Annotated in this window: 16 protein-coding genes; 6 read left to right on the forward strand and 10 right to left on the reverse strand. The window is 53.5% G+C overall.

Going from position 1 to position 16,476, the window contains the following annotated elements; genetic code table 11:
* Positions 1–66: 66 nt before the first annotated feature.
* Entirely contained in the window at positions 67–2,169 is a 2,103-nt protein-coding gene (tkt, locus tag QQM41_RS07845) for a transketolase (protein ID WP_339076765.1), read from the reverse strand.
* A gap of 338 nt (positions 2,170–2,507) precedes the next feature.
* Here tkt and QQM41_RS07850 point away from each other — a divergent pair, with 338 nt between their 5' ends.
* The 4 genes from QQM41_RS07850 (at position 2,508) to QQM41_RS07865 (ending at position 5,920) form a co-directional block, all read left to right on the forward strand.
* Positions 2,508–3,080, forward strand: coding sequence for an ankyrin repeat domain-containing protein (locus QQM41_RS07850; RefSeq protein ID WP_050818555.1), 573 nt, complete (start codon positions 2,508–2,510; stop codon positions 3,078–3,080).
* Between the two features lie 98 nt (positions 3,081–3,178).
* A complete protein-coding gene (gene hisC, locus QQM41_RS07855) occupies positions 3,179–4,249 on the forward strand; it encodes a histidinol-phosphate transaminase (protein WP_339076766.1) in 1,071 nt (356 codons plus the stop codon).
* A gap of 176 nt (positions 4,250–4,425) precedes the next feature.
* Positions 4,426–4,713, forward strand: coding sequence for a hypothetical protein (locus QQM41_RS07860; RefSeq protein WP_339076767.1), 288 nt, complete (start codon positions 4,426–4,428; stop codon positions 4,711–4,713).
* A gap of 145 nt (positions 4,714–4,858) precedes the next feature.
* Positions 4,859–5,920: a transporter gene (locus tag QQM41_RS07865; RefSeq protein WP_128105971.1), complete on the forward strand. Its 1,062-nt coding sequence runs from the start codon at positions 4,859–4,861 to the stop codon at positions 5,918–5,920.
* Between the two features lie 3 nt (positions 5,921–5,923).
* Here QQM41_RS07865 and QQM41_RS07870 read toward each other — a convergent pair whose 3' ends face one another.
* From QQM41_RS07870 to QQM41_RS07880, 3 genes are read right to left on the reverse strand one after another with little or no spacing between them, the layout of a single operon-like run.
* Positions 5,924–6,271 carry a YnfA family protein gene (locus QQM41_RS07870; RefSeq protein ID WP_070322603.1) on the reverse strand — a complete coding sequence of 116 codons (348 nt, stop codon included), beginning with the start codon at positions 6,269–6,271 and terminating at the stop codon, positions 5,924–5,926.
* A gap of 3 nt (positions 6,272–6,274) precedes the next feature.
* Positions 6,275–7,132 carry an ATP-binding cassette domain-containing protein gene (locus tag QQM41_RS07875; RefSeq protein ID WP_339076768.1) on the reverse strand — a complete coding sequence of 286 codons (858 nt, stop codon included), beginning with the start codon at positions 7,130–7,132 and terminating at the stop codon, positions 6,275–6,277.
* Complete coding sequence (locus QQM41_RS07880; RefSeq protein WP_339076769.1) at positions 7,129–7,992, reverse strand: ABC transporter permease; 864 nt, start codon at positions 7,990–7,992, stop codon at positions 7,129–7,131. The genes QQM41_RS07875 and QQM41_RS07880 overlap by 4 nt, the downstream gene beginning before the upstream one ends.
* Before the next feature lie 189 nt (positions 7,993–8,181).
* Between QQM41_RS07880 and QQM41_RS07885 the strand changes: the two genes are divergently transcribed.
* Complete coding sequence (locus QQM41_RS07885; RefSeq protein ID WP_339076770.1) at positions 8,182–9,546, forward strand: transglycosylase SLT domain-containing protein; 1,365 nt, start codon at positions 8,182–8,184, stop codon at positions 9,544–9,546.
* 81 nt (positions 9,547–9,627) lie between these two features.
* Here the strand turns inward: QQM41_RS07885 and QQM41_RS07890 are convergent, their stop codons facing one another.
* Genes QQM41_RS07890 through rfaD form a run of 5 tightly spaced genes read right to left on the reverse strand, consistent with a single transcriptional unit; the run spans position 9,628 to position 14,268 of the window.
* The gene (locus QQM41_RS07890; RefSeq protein ID WP_339076771.1) at positions 9,628–10,605 is read right to left on the reverse strand and encodes a hypothetical protein; all 978 of its coding nucleotides are present in this window, start codon (positions 10,603–10,605) and stop codon (positions 9,628–9,630) included.
* Positions 10,602–11,387 carry a peptidoglycan editing factor PgeF gene (gene pgeF, locus QQM41_RS07895; RefSeq protein WP_339076772.1) on the reverse strand — a complete coding sequence of 262 codons (786 nt, stop codon included), beginning with the start codon at positions 11,385–11,387 and terminating at the stop codon, positions 10,602–10,604. Before pgeF ends, QQM41_RS07890 begins: the two co-directional genes overlap by 4 nt.
* The gene (locus QQM41_RS07900; protein ID WP_339076773.1) at positions 11,384–12,412 is read right to left on the reverse strand and encodes an SAM-dependent methyltransferase; all 1,029 of its coding nucleotides are present in this window, start codon (positions 12,410–12,412) and stop codon (positions 11,384–11,386) included. Before QQM41_RS07900 ends, pgeF begins: the two co-directional genes overlap by 4 nt.
* A gap of 8 nt (positions 12,413–12,420) precedes the next feature.
* Positions 12,421–13,263 carry a prolipoprotein diacylglyceryl transferase gene (gene lgt, locus QQM41_RS07905; protein WP_339076774.1) on the reverse strand — a complete coding sequence of 281 codons (843 nt, stop codon included), beginning with the start codon at positions 13,261–13,263 and terminating at the stop codon, positions 12,421–12,423.
* Positions 13,264–13,287: 24 nt separating this feature from the next.
* Positions 13,288–14,268 carry an ADP-glyceromanno-heptose 6-epimerase gene (gene rfaD, locus QQM41_RS07910; RefSeq protein WP_339076775.1) on the reverse strand — a complete coding sequence of 327 codons (981 nt, stop codon included), beginning with the start codon at positions 14,266–14,268 and terminating at the stop codon, positions 13,288–13,290.
* Between the two features lie 149 nt (positions 14,269–14,417).
* Here rfaD and QQM41_RS07915 point away from each other — a divergent pair, with 149 nt between their 5' ends.
* Entirely contained in the window at positions 14,418–14,720 is a 303-nt protein-coding gene (locus tag QQM41_RS07915) for a putative quinol monooxygenase (RefSeq protein WP_003623595.1), read from the forward strand.
* Between the two features lie 87 nt (positions 14,721–14,807).
* Here the strand turns inward: QQM41_RS07915 and QQM41_RS07920 are convergent, their stop codons facing one another.
* Positions 14,808–16,400 carry an L-lactate permease gene (locus QQM41_RS07920; RefSeq protein WP_050818542.1) on the reverse strand — a complete coding sequence of 531 codons (1,593 nt, stop codon included), beginning with the start codon at positions 16,398–16,400 and terminating at the stop codon, positions 14,808–14,810.
* Between the last annotated feature and the right edge of the window lie 76 nt (positions 16,401–16,476).

Below are 16,476 nucleotides of genomic sequence, written 5' to 3' on the forward strand. Positions count from 1 at the left end.
CATCCTGCCCGATCAACAACCGGGCAGGCCGATGTCATATAACGCGCGGTGAAAGATCAGGTTTGCTTAGCCTGCCTGCCGCTTGGCTGCTGCCAACACGGCTTCTGGCGTGAAACCAAATTTTTCAAGTAGTTTGCCCGCTGGAGCCGAGGCACCAAAGCCACGCATGGCAATGATTTCACCTGTTGGTCCAGCATAACGGTCCCATCCAATGGGTGAGCCTGCTTCTACAACCACACGTCCTGTTACAGCGGCGGGTAGCACGCTCTCACGGTAAGATTGTGGCTGAGCTTCAAAAAGTTCCCAACTGGGCATGGAAACAACGCGGGCCGGAATGCCTTCTGCGCTCAGGGCTTCATATGCGCCCACGGCAAGAGAGACTTCGCTGCCCGATGCAATCAGGATAACCTTTGGTGTCTGTTCGCTGCTTGCAAGAACATAAGCACCTTTTGTGAGGCCAGAAGCCGGTGCGTAGCGGGTACGATCAAGCGTTGGCAGATTCTGGCGGCTTAGGGCGAGGGCAGTGGGGCCATTGCGATGCTGGATCAGAAAACGCCATGCTTCGGCTACTTCATTGGCATCGGCCGGGCGCAGCGTTACCAAGCCCGGCGTAGCACGCAACTGCACCAGCTGTTCAATAGGCTGATGTGTGGGGCCATCTTCACCCACCCCGATGGAGTCATGGGTGAAGATATAGGTGACAGGCAGGCCCATAATGGAAGAAAGGCGGACAGGGGCCTTCATGTAATCCGAGAAAATCAGAAAGCCAGCCGCATAAGGGCGCAGGCCATACAGGGCCATACCATTTACAATGGCCCCCATGGCATGTTCGCGCACCCCAAAGTGGAAATTGCGTCCAGCATAGCTTCCACCCCATTGAGCAGGCTGAAAGCTTTTTTCACCCTTCAGCAGCGTTTTGGTGGAGGGTGCCAGATCTGCAGATCCGCCCAGAAGCCAAGGCAAACGGCCAGCTACAGCGTTAAGCACAGTGCCAGAACTGGCGCGGGAGGCCTCACCTTTTGCGCTGGTTTCATAAACCGGAATATCAGCATCCCAGCCTTCTGGCAGAGTGCCATTGAAAATAGCGTCTAGCTCTGCAGCCAAAGCCGGATGTGAGGAATGGTAACTGGCAAACAGTTTGTTCCATGCGGCACTGGCAGCGGCCCCACGGGCGCCTAAACCATCCTGCATATGTTGCAGTGCTTCTTGTGGAACAAGGAAGCTGCTGTCTTCTGGCCAGCCGAAAAACTTTTTGGTTTCACGCACTTCTTCTGCGCCCAAAGGTTCCCCGTGGGCGGAGGCCATGCCAGCCTTATTGGGCGCACCCCATGCAATAACCGAATGTGCAATAATAATGCTGGGGCGGTTGGTTTCAGCCTTGGCTTGAGCAATGAGCTGAGTGAAGGCTGCTGTATCATTGGCATCCTTCAGTTCCAGAACCTGCCAACCATAGGCGGCAAAGCGTTCTGCCACGTTTTCTGTAAATGCAATGTTGGTGCCGCCCTCGATGGAGATACGGTTGGAATCGTAAATCCAGATCAGGTTGCCAAGCTGGAGATGGCCGGCGAGGGATGCTGCTTCGCTGCTTACACCTTCCATCATGTCACCATCACCACACAGGGTGTAAACATGATGGTTAAACAGCTCGAAACCCGGTTGATTAAAGCGTGCAGCCAGCCATTTTTCTGCCATGGCCATGCCAACGGAGTTGCCACAGCCAGCGCCCAGTGGGCCGGTTGTAGTCTCTACGCCGGTTGTGTGCCCATGTTCAGGGTGCCCTGGGGTTTTGGAGCCAAGCTGGCGGAACTGTTCTAAATCAGCCGTTGTGAGGGCCGAAGCGTTCGTTACCTTACCGTTAGTCACCTGCCGGATGCCAGACAGATGAATCATGGAATACAGCAAGGCAGAGGCATGCCCGATGGAAAGCACGAACCGATCCCGATTGGGCCACAATGGGTTGGTCGGGTCATAGTTTAAAAGGTTTTGCCATAGAGTATAGGTCAGCGGCGCCATGGACATGGCCGCCCCCGGATGGCCGGAATTGGCCTTCTGCACAGTGTCCATGACAAGTGCGCGAATGGTGTTGATGCACAGCGTATCAAGGCTGGATGCGCCACTGCCCTGCATTTGTGCAGGTGCGCGAACAGGAGTGGGAAGAGAAACGCGCATGCAGACCTATCCTCCAGACTGGGCCGTAATTACGAATTATGGCCGGAAAGTTATGAGCACCCTAAGCGGTGTGCCTTGTAAGAGTTCCGCACAATTCCACGGTTAGGCGTTTTTCGGCAAGAGATGATGACGCTTGGGCTGCTTTTTATGTTCAACAGGCCTGCTGTCATAACTCTGTGATTTTGGGCCTGAAATGCTCTTTTTACCTGGGCAGGGAGCAGGCGTGCCACTTGTGCGTTTGTGGTATGGACAAAGGGGCTGATATGGTTCTTTTTCTTAATAACGCGGCAGCGTAAGATAACCGTTGTTGCAAAACCATTCTTTTCCGGAGGTCAGTCATGACAGAAGTTTCTTCCCGGACTCCGTCCGAGCAGGGAACAGCCGCCCCGGCAACCGGTGGTGGCGCACAGGGCTTTACGCGTGAACAGATTGAAGCACTTTTCCTGAACGCGGCGCGTGAAGGGGATGCAGATATGCTGGCCCGCTTTTTGCAGGCTGGAATGGACCCGAACTTAAGGGCTGAAAAAGGCTACACGCCGCTTATTTTGGCCTCTTACAATGGGCATAAGGACGCCGTGAGCGTGCTGCTGGCTCATGGTGCCAAGCCAGATTTGCAAGATGAAAAAGGGGCAACAGCGCTGGCTGGCGTGGCGTTTAAAGGCGATATGCCTATTGCCACCATGCTGCTGGAAGCTGGGGCAGGGGTGGATATTCCCAACGCTGTTGGGCGCACACCTCTCATTTTTGCCGTGATGTTTGGGCGGGATGATATGGCTCTTTTGCTGCTTAAGGCCGGTGCCAACCCGACATTGCGCGATGGCGAAGGCCTAAATGCTATAGATCTGGCCCGTAGGCAGGGTAAGCCTGCACTTGAAGAAGCGCTGAAAGCAGTGGCCGCCAGCCTTTCCTGAAAAAGGATTGGCGGGTTATTTTGGTTTTACACCTTCAGATAAGAAGGGATAAGGCGGCCTGATATCAGGCTGCTTTTGTTTTTTTGGATATAGGTAGCATGAGTCGTTTCTGGAGCCCGCTTGTTCATAAGCTGACACCGTATGTGCCCGGTGAGCAGCCCAAAATGACCGATCTGATCAAGTTGAACACCAACGAATCGCCTTATGGCCCGTCTCCACGTGCATTAGAGGCTATTCGTGCTGCAGATAATGACACATTACGCCTGTATCCAGATCCCGAAGCTTTGGCTTTGCGCACGGCTTTGGGGGCGCGCGTTGGGTTGGGGCCAGAATATGTGTTTGTGGGCAATGGTTCGGACGAGGTTCTGGCCCATGCTTTTCAGGCATTTTTTGCGCATGGTGAACCATTGCTGTTTCCGGATGTAACTTACAGCTTCTACCACGTGTATTGCGGCCTTTATTCCCTGCCGTTCCGTACGGTTCCACTTACGGATGATATGCAGGTAAATATTGCAGATTACGCGGGCCCATGCAGTGGGGTTGTAGTGGCTAACCCGAATGCCCCCACAGGCATTGCCCTGAGCTTGGCAGAGGTGCGCCAGCTTCTGGAACTCCAGCCAGACCGCGTTGTGCTGATTGATGAAGCCTATGTGGATTTTGGTGCAGAAAGCGCAGTTTCCTTAATTAAGGACTATCCTAACCTCTTGGTCGTGCAGACTTTCTCTAAATCACGCGCACTTGCTGGCTTGCGGGTTGGTTTTGCATTTGGGCAACCCGAACTGATTGAAGGTTTGGTGCGCATAAAGGATAGCTTTAATTCCTACCCGTTGGATCGTCTGGCGCAGGTCGGGGCAACGGCTGCGGTGGAAGATGAGGCATGGTTTGCCTCCAGCGTGCAGAAGGTTATTGCCAGCAGAACTGCATTGGCAGAAGGGCTGCAAAAACTCGGTTTTGATGTCTTGCCGTCCAAAGCCAATTTTGTTTACACTTGGCACCCGAACCGGAACGCAGCAGAACTGGCTACCCAACTCAGAGAGCGTGCCATTATTGTCAGGCACTTAAGGGGTGAGCGCACCGCTGCGTGGTTGCGCATTACGGTCGGCACAGATCAGCAGTGTGAAAAGTTGCTTTCAGCATTGCGGGATATTCTGTGCAGCAATTCGCTCTAACCAGACCTTAAAAGTCTGCTTTTCTTACGCGTATAAAGGGCTTGCCTGCCGCTTTTTGCGGTGGGTGAACTGCTATGTGCGTTTGGCGCAGGTTTGAATGGGTCATTTCTGCACTGTGCAGGCAGCGCGGCCATAACACTGGCCGCGCCTTATTTTGTTGTAATGAGGTTCAGCTCATGCGTGCTTATCGTGGCCAGATGTCTGACAACCAGCCTATTCGTCGTTCTCTGCCAGAAAAACAGAAGCAGCTGCGCGATCTGAAGGAAACGCTGGGGGCAATGAAGGCTCATACCTCTCCAGCACTTAAGGAAAGCATACGCAAACGTATTGCTCAGCTTGAAGCCGAGCTTACAGCAGCCCCCGTTCTTAAGGCTGCACGCAAGCAGCAGAATGGCACGCGCTTTGCGCGTCCAACTGGAGAAGGTGCAGGCCGCCGTTCCGGAGGTTTGCGGGCGCGATCATAAGTTAAGTGTTGGCAAAAGGTGGTTTCCCTGCCTTTTGCCAATTTCTGGCTCATGTTATGCAACCTGACAGGCGCTGGCGCCAAAAGCAGGTTTTATGACACAACCCGCTTGGGGATATGCCCGTAAGAAAGCAGGGAGACCAGTGATGCCCAACTTACCATCAGCCGGAGCTCTGCCTGATCTTCTTTCGGAAGGGGGCACCCTGTTGCGGGATGGCTTGGTGTGGGCCATTTTCTGCCGCCCCGGTAAAGAACCGGTGGAACTGGGGCGTGATGTTGTTACCCAGCGCCTGACAACCGGCAGCTTTCCCCCAGAACTGATGCAGGAGGATGGGTGGGCCTGGTTCCATTTTGATATCGTCCATACCCTTTCTCGCGCGCAGATTGAAAGCATACCTTCGTTACCAGAAGAAGTGCGTCAGGTTCTGACCAATCTGGAACGCAGCACACGCTTGGAAAGTGAAGGCGATATTGTTTTTGGTGCGCTGCCAGCATTTGATGACACATCCACTGATGATGAAAGAAATGTGAGCACATGGCGGTTTGCGCTAGAGCCTGATCTGCTGCTGACCACACGCAGGCACCCCATTCCGGCATTGGGTGTGGTGTATCATGAGCTACAGCGCGGGCTTGTTCCCCGTTCTCCTGCCAAGGTGGTGGATAGAGCTCTTCTGGAATTTGCAGATACATTGCGGCGTGATTTTGCACGGCTGGATGATCAGTTAGACCGGGCAGAAGATGTGCTGCTGATGCTGGATCGAGATACCGATCTAGGCCGTATGAGCGGCCTGTTGGGTGTTGCCCGGCGTCGCTCTACAGAATTGCGCCGTGTTTTGGCGCCGGTAGATCGTATTTTTCGTGATGAAGAACTGGAGCTGCCGGAATGGGCTGAGGATGATTTGCGAGATCGTTCCCAGCGCCAAGTTCATGCGGCACTGGATGACCTTTTGGCCTTGCAGGACCGTGCGCGCTCTTTGCAGGACGAACTCACATCCAATCAGGCGGAAGAAACCAACCGCCGCCTGTATATCGTTTCCGTTGGTACAACTTTGATGCTGCCCGCCACGTTTGTAACCGGGTTTTTTGGCATGAACACGGGCGGCATGTTTTTGTCCGGCGGTGCGTGGGATACGGTTATTGCCGGTATTCTGTGCTTTGGCATTATGCTGGGCACATGGTTTGTGCTGAAGCTGACAAAGCTGCTTTAAAAATTATCCGTGCCGTGGGGCCAACAGAATAACGCCAGCACCTAGCAGGCAGATAAGGGCTCCGGTTATTTCCCATTTATCTGGTGTCCGGCCTTCTACACAGCGCATCCATATAAGTGATGCCGTAATGTAAATACCGCCATAAGCGGCATAGGCTCGGCTGGCGCTTTCTTCATCTATACGTGTGAGCAAAAGGGCAAACACACATAGACTGATAAGGCCGGGGATAGTCAGCCAGCCTGAGCGGCCTTCCTTGATCCAGAGCCAGACAGCAAAGCAACCTGCAATTTCGGCAAAACCCGCAAGAAGATAGATTCCGAAAGAACGCAGCAGAAAAATAAGTGTATTCATATTTCAGGAATGATCTTTCTGGGCATTTTGTTCAGATTCTTTGCGGTATGCATCCATAACGGATTCCACTGGGCCATCCATCCGTATCTGGCCATGTTCCATCCAGATTAGCCGGGTGCACCATTTTTCCAGCACACCTAGCGCATGTGAGGTGATAACCAGAATATCTGTGGAATCTACAACAGAGGCCAAGCGCTTTTCAGCGCGTTCCTGAAAGTGGAAGTCTCCTGCCATAAACCATTCATCCATCAGAAGAATCTGTGGGGTAATGGAAGTGGCAAGCCCAAAACCCAGGCGAATAGTCATGCCTGTGGAGTAAAGCCTTACGGGTAAGTCCAAAAAGTCATCCAGCTGGGCAAAAGCTTCTACGTCTTTTTCAAGTTGGATGATTTGTGCAGAGTTAAAGCCTTTCTGGTGGCCAAACAGGCTTATGTTTTCTCTGCCTGTAAGTTGTGGGTTCATGCCAGAAAGTAGGTCCAGTAACGGGGCTACTTTGCCATGAATATGCACGTTTGGCGCTTCTGGCATGTAAATGCCCGCCATGACACGCAACAAAGTAGATTTACCAGCACCGTTATGCCCGATAAGCCCCACGCGTTCTCCAGCTTTGATGCTGAGCGAAACATCGCGGAGTGCTTCTACGTAAACAGTGCCTGTTTCACCTTGTCCGAGGGTAACGGAGCCGCCTGTCTGAAGCCCACGTGCGCTGGCCAACAGCGATTTGCCGCGTTTGAGAAGCATTTTCTTCAGTGAGCGTGCGCCCCCATGGAAAATGGGAAAGCTGAGCGAAAGATCTGTAATGCTGATGGATGTAGATTGAGTCGTGGTTTTTGTGCTCGTGGGCGCAGAAGAACCTGTCATATCCAGAACGCCAGTCTGCTACGGGAGCGGGAGAAGGTGAAGAGTGCCAGAATCCATAAAATAAGGCTGAAACTACCGGCAATTATCCATAGTGTTGCTTCTGGAGCCTGCCCCAAAAATGGGCGGCGTACAATTTCCAGCAACGCGTAAAATGGGTTGAAGTATAGCCAGAAAGTTGTGTTCCCAAGCTGTTTGGGTTCCCAGATTACTGGGGTGACGTAAAACATAATCTGGAGAATACTGCCCACAATAGGGGGAATATCTCTAAAACGGGCGCAGGCACTACCCAGCAACAGGCAAAGTGCTACGTTGTTAGCGAGCCATATTGCAATGGCAGGTAGGGCCAAAAGCATTGTAAGGCCGGGCCACACGCCCAATACCAAAAACACCACTACAGGCACGATGATGTTGTAACCAAACATAATCCCGCACCGCACCATAGTGCGGAACGCCTGCACGGAATACGGCATGTTAACCGAGCGCAGAGTTTCTGCTGCACGTGTAAAGGTAGAGCAGCTTTCCTGAATAAGAGAGGAAAGCCCCGCCTGCCATAGAATAAGCGAAATTGCCAAGTATGGCAGGTAATCGTGCAGAACCAGATGGAAGAGCTGAGAATAGATCAGCCCCATGGAGCCAACCATGACACCTGTAGTGAGCGTGAGCCAGAAGGGGCCGATGCGTGACCCGTTGAATTGCAGCCGGATATCTAGCCAGCCCAATGAAAGGGCCAGCCGCCACAGGCGCAGCCCGCCCGCAATATCATTGCAGGCAGAAACAAGGCGGGAGCGCGAAGCCCGGCCTGGTTGTGTGGGTAACCCAGACCCTGAAAACTGCGCGGAAGAACCGGATGTGGCCGTCATACTTTATGGCCTATCCGATCAATTCGGTCTCTGCAACAGGCAGTATAATGGGGAGAGAACAACAGCAGCGATTTCTTGCATGAGAAACATCCGAGGTATAAATACCAGCATGAGTTTTATGCCAGATCGTCAGGAAAACCTCCCGACAAGCCGGTGCTTTGCCTTCCATGAATGGGATGACCAGATAGCATGACATCCAGACAGATCAGCCAGCATAAGCGGTGTTCTGTGGCATGGCGAGGCAAAAGGCTGGCCCATGCTGCCAAAGGTTCAGTTATTCTGGGGCTTCTGGCCTTGCTTTCTGCCTGTGCAAATCAGCCCAGTGGGGATGATATTACCATGCCTGTGGCAGAAGAAGCCGCACGGTATCGGGCACATGCACGTTCCTATTACGCACCACCGGGCACGGCGGAAGATCCTTGGGGCCCCTATATTCAGGAAGCCTCAAAGCGCTTTGATGTGCCGGATGAATGGATACGCGCCGTTATTCAGCAGGAATCGGGTGGGCGGCTTTTCCATAATGGCCAGCTTGTTACATCCGGGCCGGGCGCCATGGGGCTGATGCAGTTAATGCCGCCTACATATGATGAAATGCGCCAAGCCTATAATCTGGGTGACGATGCGTTTGATCCGCATGATAATATCATGGCGGGCACGGGCTATATTCGCCAGTTATATGATGTGTATGGTTCTCCGGGCTTTTTGGCGGCCTACAATGCGGGGCCCGGAAGGCTAGAAGATTTTCTAACGCGCAACCGCACTCTCCCGCGTGAAACCCGTAACTATGTTGCCTCTATTGGGCGCAGAATTGTTGGCATTTCACCTACCAATCGCTCTCAGGCAGATTTGCTGGTGGCCAGCCATGATAGCATGGCCCAATCTTACCAGCCCATTCAGTCTGTGGGGGAAGTGAACTCCGTTAAGTCCGCATGGGCGCAGCGGAGCGGAAATAGTGGTGCACAGCCCGTGCAGTTGGCTGAAGTTGTGGGCAGTGATGGAGATTCTGCAACCACTTCTTACACGCCAGAATGGCAGCCGGTTGCCCGTAAGGGGCGCATTAACGGGCTGACAGAAAGCCCGGCAGATGTGCGTGCAGCTTGGGCGCAGCGGTTGGGATCTTCTGAAACAGCGGTTTCAACTGCGCCGGTGCAGGTGGCGGATGCGTCTGACCCCATTCCAAACCCGCCAGAACAACCTACAGCACCTGCGCGCCTTGTGTTGGGGAATACATCTGCCCAACGGCGCATGCAGGTGTTTCCTGCCGCACATGCAGAACCAGCACCGTTATTGACGCACCGCACACGCGGCGATGAATCAAAAACATGGGCTATTCAGGTGGGGGCTTTTGGCACGCAGTCCATGGCGCAGAGCGCAACCGGGCAGGCCCGCAATCGGGCGGCTCTTTCTGGGGCCCGTGCGCAAATTGCAAGTGTTCAGGCCAAAACGGGCAAATTGTATCGGGCCCGGCTGACCAATCTTTCGCATGAGGAAGCATTGGATGCCTGCCGCAAGCTTAGCGGTTGTGTGGTAATTTCCCCCGGTTCGCGCTCATAAGGTTTCTCTTTCTCTGCCTATCTTGAGGGACGAGCAGAGAAAGAGATTCATTATTTCTTATGGTAATGCAGAAGGTGCCGGTTAATTTGGCTGGGCTGGTTTTGCCGTGCTGTTTGTGCTTCCGGTAGCTTTTGCTTGTTGTTGTGCGTTGGCAGCGCCTAATGGTGCATTATCTCGCCCAGAATAACGGCCAATAATCTGTTTAACGGCAGCGGCTGCTTCCTGCGCTGCGGCAACGGCAACATCCCCCCAATAATTATCTAGGGAATGGGCATCAATATCATGCAGCTGTGTCGCTGCTCCGGCTTCCTTGCCTTCCTTGTCCACAACGCGCCAAACAATTTCGATATGTTGCTGGGGGTGTCCAAGTGTTCCTACGGGGCCAGGTGTAAGTTTAACGGTGGAAATGACCGTGAAATCTGCATTTTCCTTTGAGTTCTGGATTGTATCTTCACTGTCTCGGAAAGAGGCGGTGAAGGCACGGGCCAAAGATATATTCCCATCGCCCGGTGCACCGGTTACACCGGTAAAGTAAACCCGTGCAGCACGATGCTTCAGGCTGTGTGGGTCTTTTTCCATATCATCTGCCTGAATACCCGTCAGCACAGAGGAAATGCGTGGCGCAGCATCCTGCGCAACCAGCGTGAAGAAGGATGCATCTCCGGCAGACCATTGGGTGGCTGGTACGGCTTGCCCTTCCTGCGTAGCGCGAATCTGGTTTTTGGGCGTCATGATTGTGTAAATTGGCACAACCTGATCTCCCCTTAATTCCGCCCGCATTTTAAGCCACCAGTCTCCGGGCCGTGTGGGTTGAGCAATGGCCGGAATGGTTTGCTGAAGCAGTTCCGATGCAACATCCTTGGCCCATATCTGGGCAGAAGCATTAGGGAGCAAGGAATCCGTAGGGGTAGGGATATCTAATCGGGATGGTGGTGCATTGGCCGCAAGTTTTGAAGCCCCTTTTCCGGGGTTAGAAAACGGATGCGGCACATCCAAACACCCTGCCAACAGCAGTAAAGAGGAAAGGGGCAGGGCAGTATGGCGTAAAAGGCGGTTCATCCGTTCTGAGGTCCCGTAGCAATCGCTGAAATCTGGTGTCCAATTTGTCCACCACCCGCCAAAGTGCGGCGGCGATGGCTAAAAAAGCGTTTTTCGTCAGAGAGTGTATCAACGCCTAATGCGGCAGCATTGCGCACCCCAGCTTGCTGCAACCTGAAAACACACCAACCAGCCAGATCAAACTGATAATGGCCGGGGCGTGTGCCCGGTGCAAAAAAGCGTGCGGCCTGTTTATCTGCCGAGGTAATGGCCGTGTGCATATCTTCAGCCGTTTCATAGCTTTCCTGAGCAATGCAGGGGCCAACAACAGCGCTAATACTTTCTGCGTTAGCGCCAAGGGCCTTCATGGCTTCCAAGGTAGATTCCAAAATACCAGCCAAGGCACCGCGCCAGCCAGCATGGGCGGCGCCAACAATGGTGCCTTCTGCATTGGCAAACAGCACAGGCGCACAGTCTGCGGTAATAACACCAATGGCGATATCTGGCTGATTGGTGACAAGCGCATCGGCAGGTGCGCCGGAGCCGGGTGGCCAAGGTGCTGTGGCGGTGACCACGGCACGACCATGCACTTGTGTAACGCCTAACAAGTGGTCTGCCTGAACGCCCAGATGGGTTGCAACCCGCCTACGGTTTTCAGCCAGATTCTGTGGGCTATCGCCAGATTTTGTAGAACAGTTGAGGCTGGCATAGGGGCCAGTGGAAACACCACCTTCCCGCGTAAAAAATCCGTGGCGTGTATGCCCAAGCAAAGGGCTGGTGAGAGGTGAGAGCGTTGTAGTCATACGTCCGCTCCTTTCATGAAGCCGGGAGGTGAGGGCAGGCCGGGGGAGGCAAGGGCCATAACACGGAACAGATGCCCCATTTTTTCAGGAGCGGCTAGCCGATGCGCGGCACTGCGCAATATGGCGGCCTCTTCTGTAGTTGCACGTGTGGCCAGTTGTTCGGTGCGTTCCATAAGGCCTAATGCGCGCAAAAAAGCACCTTGCGTTTCTGCGCCATAAACATGGGCACCTGCTTGTTGGGCAGCTGTGGCAAGGGCGGTGAAATCAACATGCGCCGTGAGATCAGCCTCTCCGGCGGCTTTTAGCGGATGGGCTGGGCGTGCATGGCGTAAGGCCTGTAGGGAATCACCCGTTAGGGTGGAATGGTGGCCGTAATCAATAAACAGTGCCGCACCCGGCTGTGCCGCAAAACGTTGCCCCAGATAGCGTGCAACCTCCAGCGCGGGTTCGCATAACTCTACAATAGTGTCTGGTTCCAGCTTTCTGCCATCAGGCAGTGCTGGCGCATGGCATGGAACAAGGTGAAATGCCTCATCCATAACGTAGCGTTCGTGCCAGCCTGAAGGGGTCTGCACGAACTGGCGAATGGGAAGGGCATCCAGAAATTCATTTCCCAATAGAATGAGCGGGCCAGAAGGAAGGTTTTCTATCCGATCATGCCATGTGGGGTGCACATAAGGGGCTAGAGCCTGCTTTTGTGCTTGCCGCATAAGAGGGGAAGTTTCTATCAGATGCACATCAAGGGCACGCGCAAAATCTGGGGCACAACGCGTAATCAGGCGTAGTGCATCTGCCATAAGTGTACCGCGCCCCGGCCCGGCTTCGACAAGAATAACCTGTGCAGGGCTACCCATATTCTGCCAGACCGTGGCAGCCCAGGCCCCCAGAAGTTCTCCAAAGACCTGAGAGATTTCAGGGGCAGTAATAAAGTCTGAAAGTAAAGGCTTGGTTGCATAATAGCGCGCATTGGCGCGCGCCATAAATATATCCAGCCTTTCAGCTTTTGGAGGCAAGGGGGAAGGCATGAGCGCGCTTATGGCTTGGCTTCTTCTGCTTCTGGGGGAATACCCTCGTAAACAGGGTGGCGGTTAGCATACACCATAAGCGCAATACCGGCGGCCAGCATGGGGCAGCACAACAATTGCCCCATGGTGATACCACCGGGCAGAAAACCAAGGAATGAATCCGGTTCACGGAAAAATTCACAAAAACTCCGGGCGCAGGCATATCCGGCTAAAAACAGGCCGGCAAGAAAACCGGGATGTTGACGGATAGAAAGTTTGCGAGAGGCTGCAAACATAATCAAAAAGAGCAGCAGCCCTTCTGTAAGCGCTTCGTAAATCTGGGAGGGATGGCGTGGGATGGGCCCTCCATCAGGGAAGATCATCGCCCATGGCAGGGAGGCCGGAGCTTCACGCCCCCAAAGCTCACCATTGATAAAGTTGGCCACGCGGCCCAGCCCCAAACCGATTGGTACAGCAATGGTTACACGGTCTGCAAAGGCTAGAAAGTTGAGCTTGTGCCGCCATGTAAACAGCATCATGGCAATAATGACGCCAAGCGCGCCACCGTGGAAGGACATGCCCCCGTGCCATACTTCCAGCATGGCCAGAGGGTGCGTGATGTAATAGCCGGGCTGGTAAAACAGCACGTATCCCAGCCGGCCGCCCATTAGAATACCAAGGGTTACCCAAGCCAGAAAGTCATCTGCCAGTTCTGGTGTGCCAGCACGCGGAGGGAGATTCACCAACCGCCGCAGCAGCGTAATGCCCAGCACAATGCCGATGATGTAGGAGAGCGCATACCACCGTATGGCAAATGGCCCGACATGCACCAGCACTGGGTTAAACTGAGGAAACATCAGAACAGGAAGCATGATGGGTGATCCGGTATGGCTGGGTCAGAGATAGGGATTATCAGTGGCAAGATAATCTTGCACGTAGCGTTTAACGCCCTCTTCCAGCGGTGTGAACTGGGCAGTGTAGCCAGCAGCCCGCAAGCGGGAAAGATCTGCCTGTGTGTAGGATTGATACTGCCCATGCAAGCTTTGGGGCATATCAATAAATTCTACCCGGCGTTCACAGCCAATGGCATCACACACGGCATGGGCCAGATCCAGATAGGTGCGTGCGGTACCTGTGCCGCAATTAAACAGGTCTGATACCTCTGGGTTATCATACAGCCAGAGCATAACGTTTACGACATCACCTACCCATATAAAGTCACGGGCCTGCATGCCATCTGCAATATCTGGCCTATCAGACCGGAACAGGCGTGCTGGCTGGCCGGATTTTACCTCATCATATTTTACTTTAACCACAGAGATCATCTTGCCTTTGTGGTATTCGTTTGGCCCGTAAACGTTAAAGAACTTTAGCCCGGCCCATTGTGGCGGGCGAGGTGTGTGCTGATCAAGCGTAGTGGTAACGTGCTGATCAAACACGTGTTTAGACCAGCCGTACAAATTAAGCGGGCGCAATTGTGAAAGATTGCCCGGATCATCATTGAAGAGTTCTGGTCTGTCAGCCGCGCCATATGTGGCGGCTGAAGACGCATAAATAAACCGTGCACGGTTGCGTGTGCACCAGTCCCATAATGTTTGTGAGAGCTCCACATTGGTGCGCCATACCAGATCACCATCTGTTGCGGTGGTTTCGCTGATAGCGCCCATATGGAAAATGGTGTCTATTTTTGGGGTTGTGGCCAAAAAGGCTTCCAGATTTTCTGGCGCAATCAGGCGCGTGGGCGCATGCTGAGACACATTGCGCCATTTGCCTTCCTGCCCAAGCCAATCAACAATTATTGTTTCCAGCCCTCTGGCAGCCAATGCAGCCTGTAGGCATGAGCCGATAAAACCGGCTCCCCCTGTAATTACTATCATGGCGGGGGAGTATAAAGGGCGGCATCGTGCACTCCAAGCTGTCAAATGCCTGATGTGCCCAGAAGTGGGGTTTCATCCCATAGTCAGGGCGAAACATATTGCCTAATATTCCTGCGTGATCGCAATTTAACAGGAAAGAGGCGCATAGCATGAGCGAAGAAATTACAGTTGTTGCTCTTTTGAAGGCAAAGCCGGGCGCAGAGGAAAAAGTGGCACAGGCTATGGTGGCGTGCATCAAGCCATCTCGTGCAGAAAGCACCAACAGCCAGTATGTGCCCAACCGTGATCTGGATGATCCGCAGACATTTGTTTTTGTAGAGCGTTGGGCAAGCCGCAAGGCATTGCAGGATCATATGGAAACGCCGCATTTTAAAACACTTGCAGCAGAACTGAACACGCTGTTGGAAGCCCCCATTCAGCTTCATATCTTGCAGCCTCTACCCGGTGCCTGAGTGCACGTGGTGAAATCTGCATAAAAAAACGGCCCCACCTCAATGGGGCCGTTTTTTGTTTTGTGTAATCGGAGGGCAGTAAATCGGCTATCGCAGCACAAACTGCTGAAAAACAACTACCAACCCGATACAGAATGTTAAAAACAGACTGTGCTTAAAGGTGCGTGCCAGCACTGTACCTTCCTGCCCTTTGAGGGATGTTACAGATACGCCGGTGGTGATGTTCTGGGGTGAGATCATCTTACCCATCACGCCACCTGATGAGTTTGCTGAAGCAAACAGCACCGGGTCCAGTGAAAGCTGATGCGCTGCGGCCACCTGCAGGTTGCCAAAAAGGGCGTTGCCGGAGGTATCGCTCCCCGTCAGGAACACGGCAATCCAGCCAAGGAAAACAGAAACTAGTGGGAATACCATGCCCGCAGAAGAAACAGCATACCCCAAAGTATAGGTCATGCCGGAATAGTTCATCAAAAACGCCAGCCCGATTGTGAGTGCAACAGTTACCACAGCCAACCAGCCCTGTTTGAGCGTAGTGCGGGCGGCCGCGCCAAACTGCTGTAGTGTTGTACGGGTGAACAGGGCTGTTAGAATGGTGGCAACCAGAATAGCCGTGCCTGTGCCCAAGGGTTCAAACTTCCACACCGCGGCATAAGGCGTTTTATACAGAGAGATAAACACCGCATTATCCAGCCCCGGCCAATGAATGGGCAGTGCGCCAATTTTGGCGATATGCAGCGCATCCCACGCAATAACCACAGCAATAACCGTAATCCACGGAATCCACCCTTGCCAACGCGGAACGGGGGCAGTGCCTGTGTGCTGGTTGTGCAGATGGCTAAGATCAATAGCGTATTGTGGGTCGGATATCGGTTTCCAAAAGCGCAGGAAGCCAATGGTCGCTACAAGTGCCACGCTGGAAGAAAGCACGTTGCTCAGGCTGTAAAGTCCGGCGCCAGAAATAATCAGCAGTGTTAAGGCAAAGCTGCCACCGGCAACCAGTAGTACGGGCCATGTCTGCCGGACGGAACGCCACCCGCCGTAAAGTGCCATAACGTAAAAGGGAATAAGCAGCGCAAACGGGGTAAGCTGCCGCCCAATGGTTGCCCCCAGCACATCTGCCGGTAACCCTGTAATGGAGCCCAGAACGGTAACGGGAATACCCAAGCCACCAAATGCTACGGGTGCGGAGTTAAAGATCAGCACATAGGTCAGGGCATCCAATGCCGGAAAACCCAGCATGATCAGCAAAGCACTGGTAATAGCTACGGGAGTGCCAAATCCGGCCACACCTTCTAGGGCAGCACTAAAGCAGAAGCCCAGAACAACAAGCATGATGCGCCTGTCATTGGGGACGTGCTGGATAATCCAGTCTCGGAAAGCATCAAATCGCCCGTTCTGTACAGCCACATTGAACAGAAAGAGTGCAGAAAGTGCGATCCACATAACTGGCAGAAGAGAAAACACAACACCGTTGCTGATGCTGGCAACAGCCAATTTGGCAGGCAGCCCCCAAATTGTGGTGGCTACCAGCAACCCTACAATCAAGCCGCCCAGAGTGGCCTGCCATGCCGGACGACGCAGAATGCCCATAACAAAGAGTGTAACGATAATAGGTGAGGCCGCGAGCAGAAATGACAGCACAAGGTTGTGCCCTGCTGGAACAAGTGGCTGTATGAACATGGCAGTTCCTGAATAGGCGTTAATTCCCCTTCTTACGTGGGGGATAAAACAATCTTAAGGGAACGGTTGCGGCGTG

Origin of the sequence: Acetobacter sp. AC2005, from assembly GCF_037901235.1 — a bacterium.
GTDB lineage: Bacteria > Pseudomonadota > Alphaproteobacteria > Acetobacterales > Acetobacteraceae > Acetobacter > Acetobacter oryzoeni.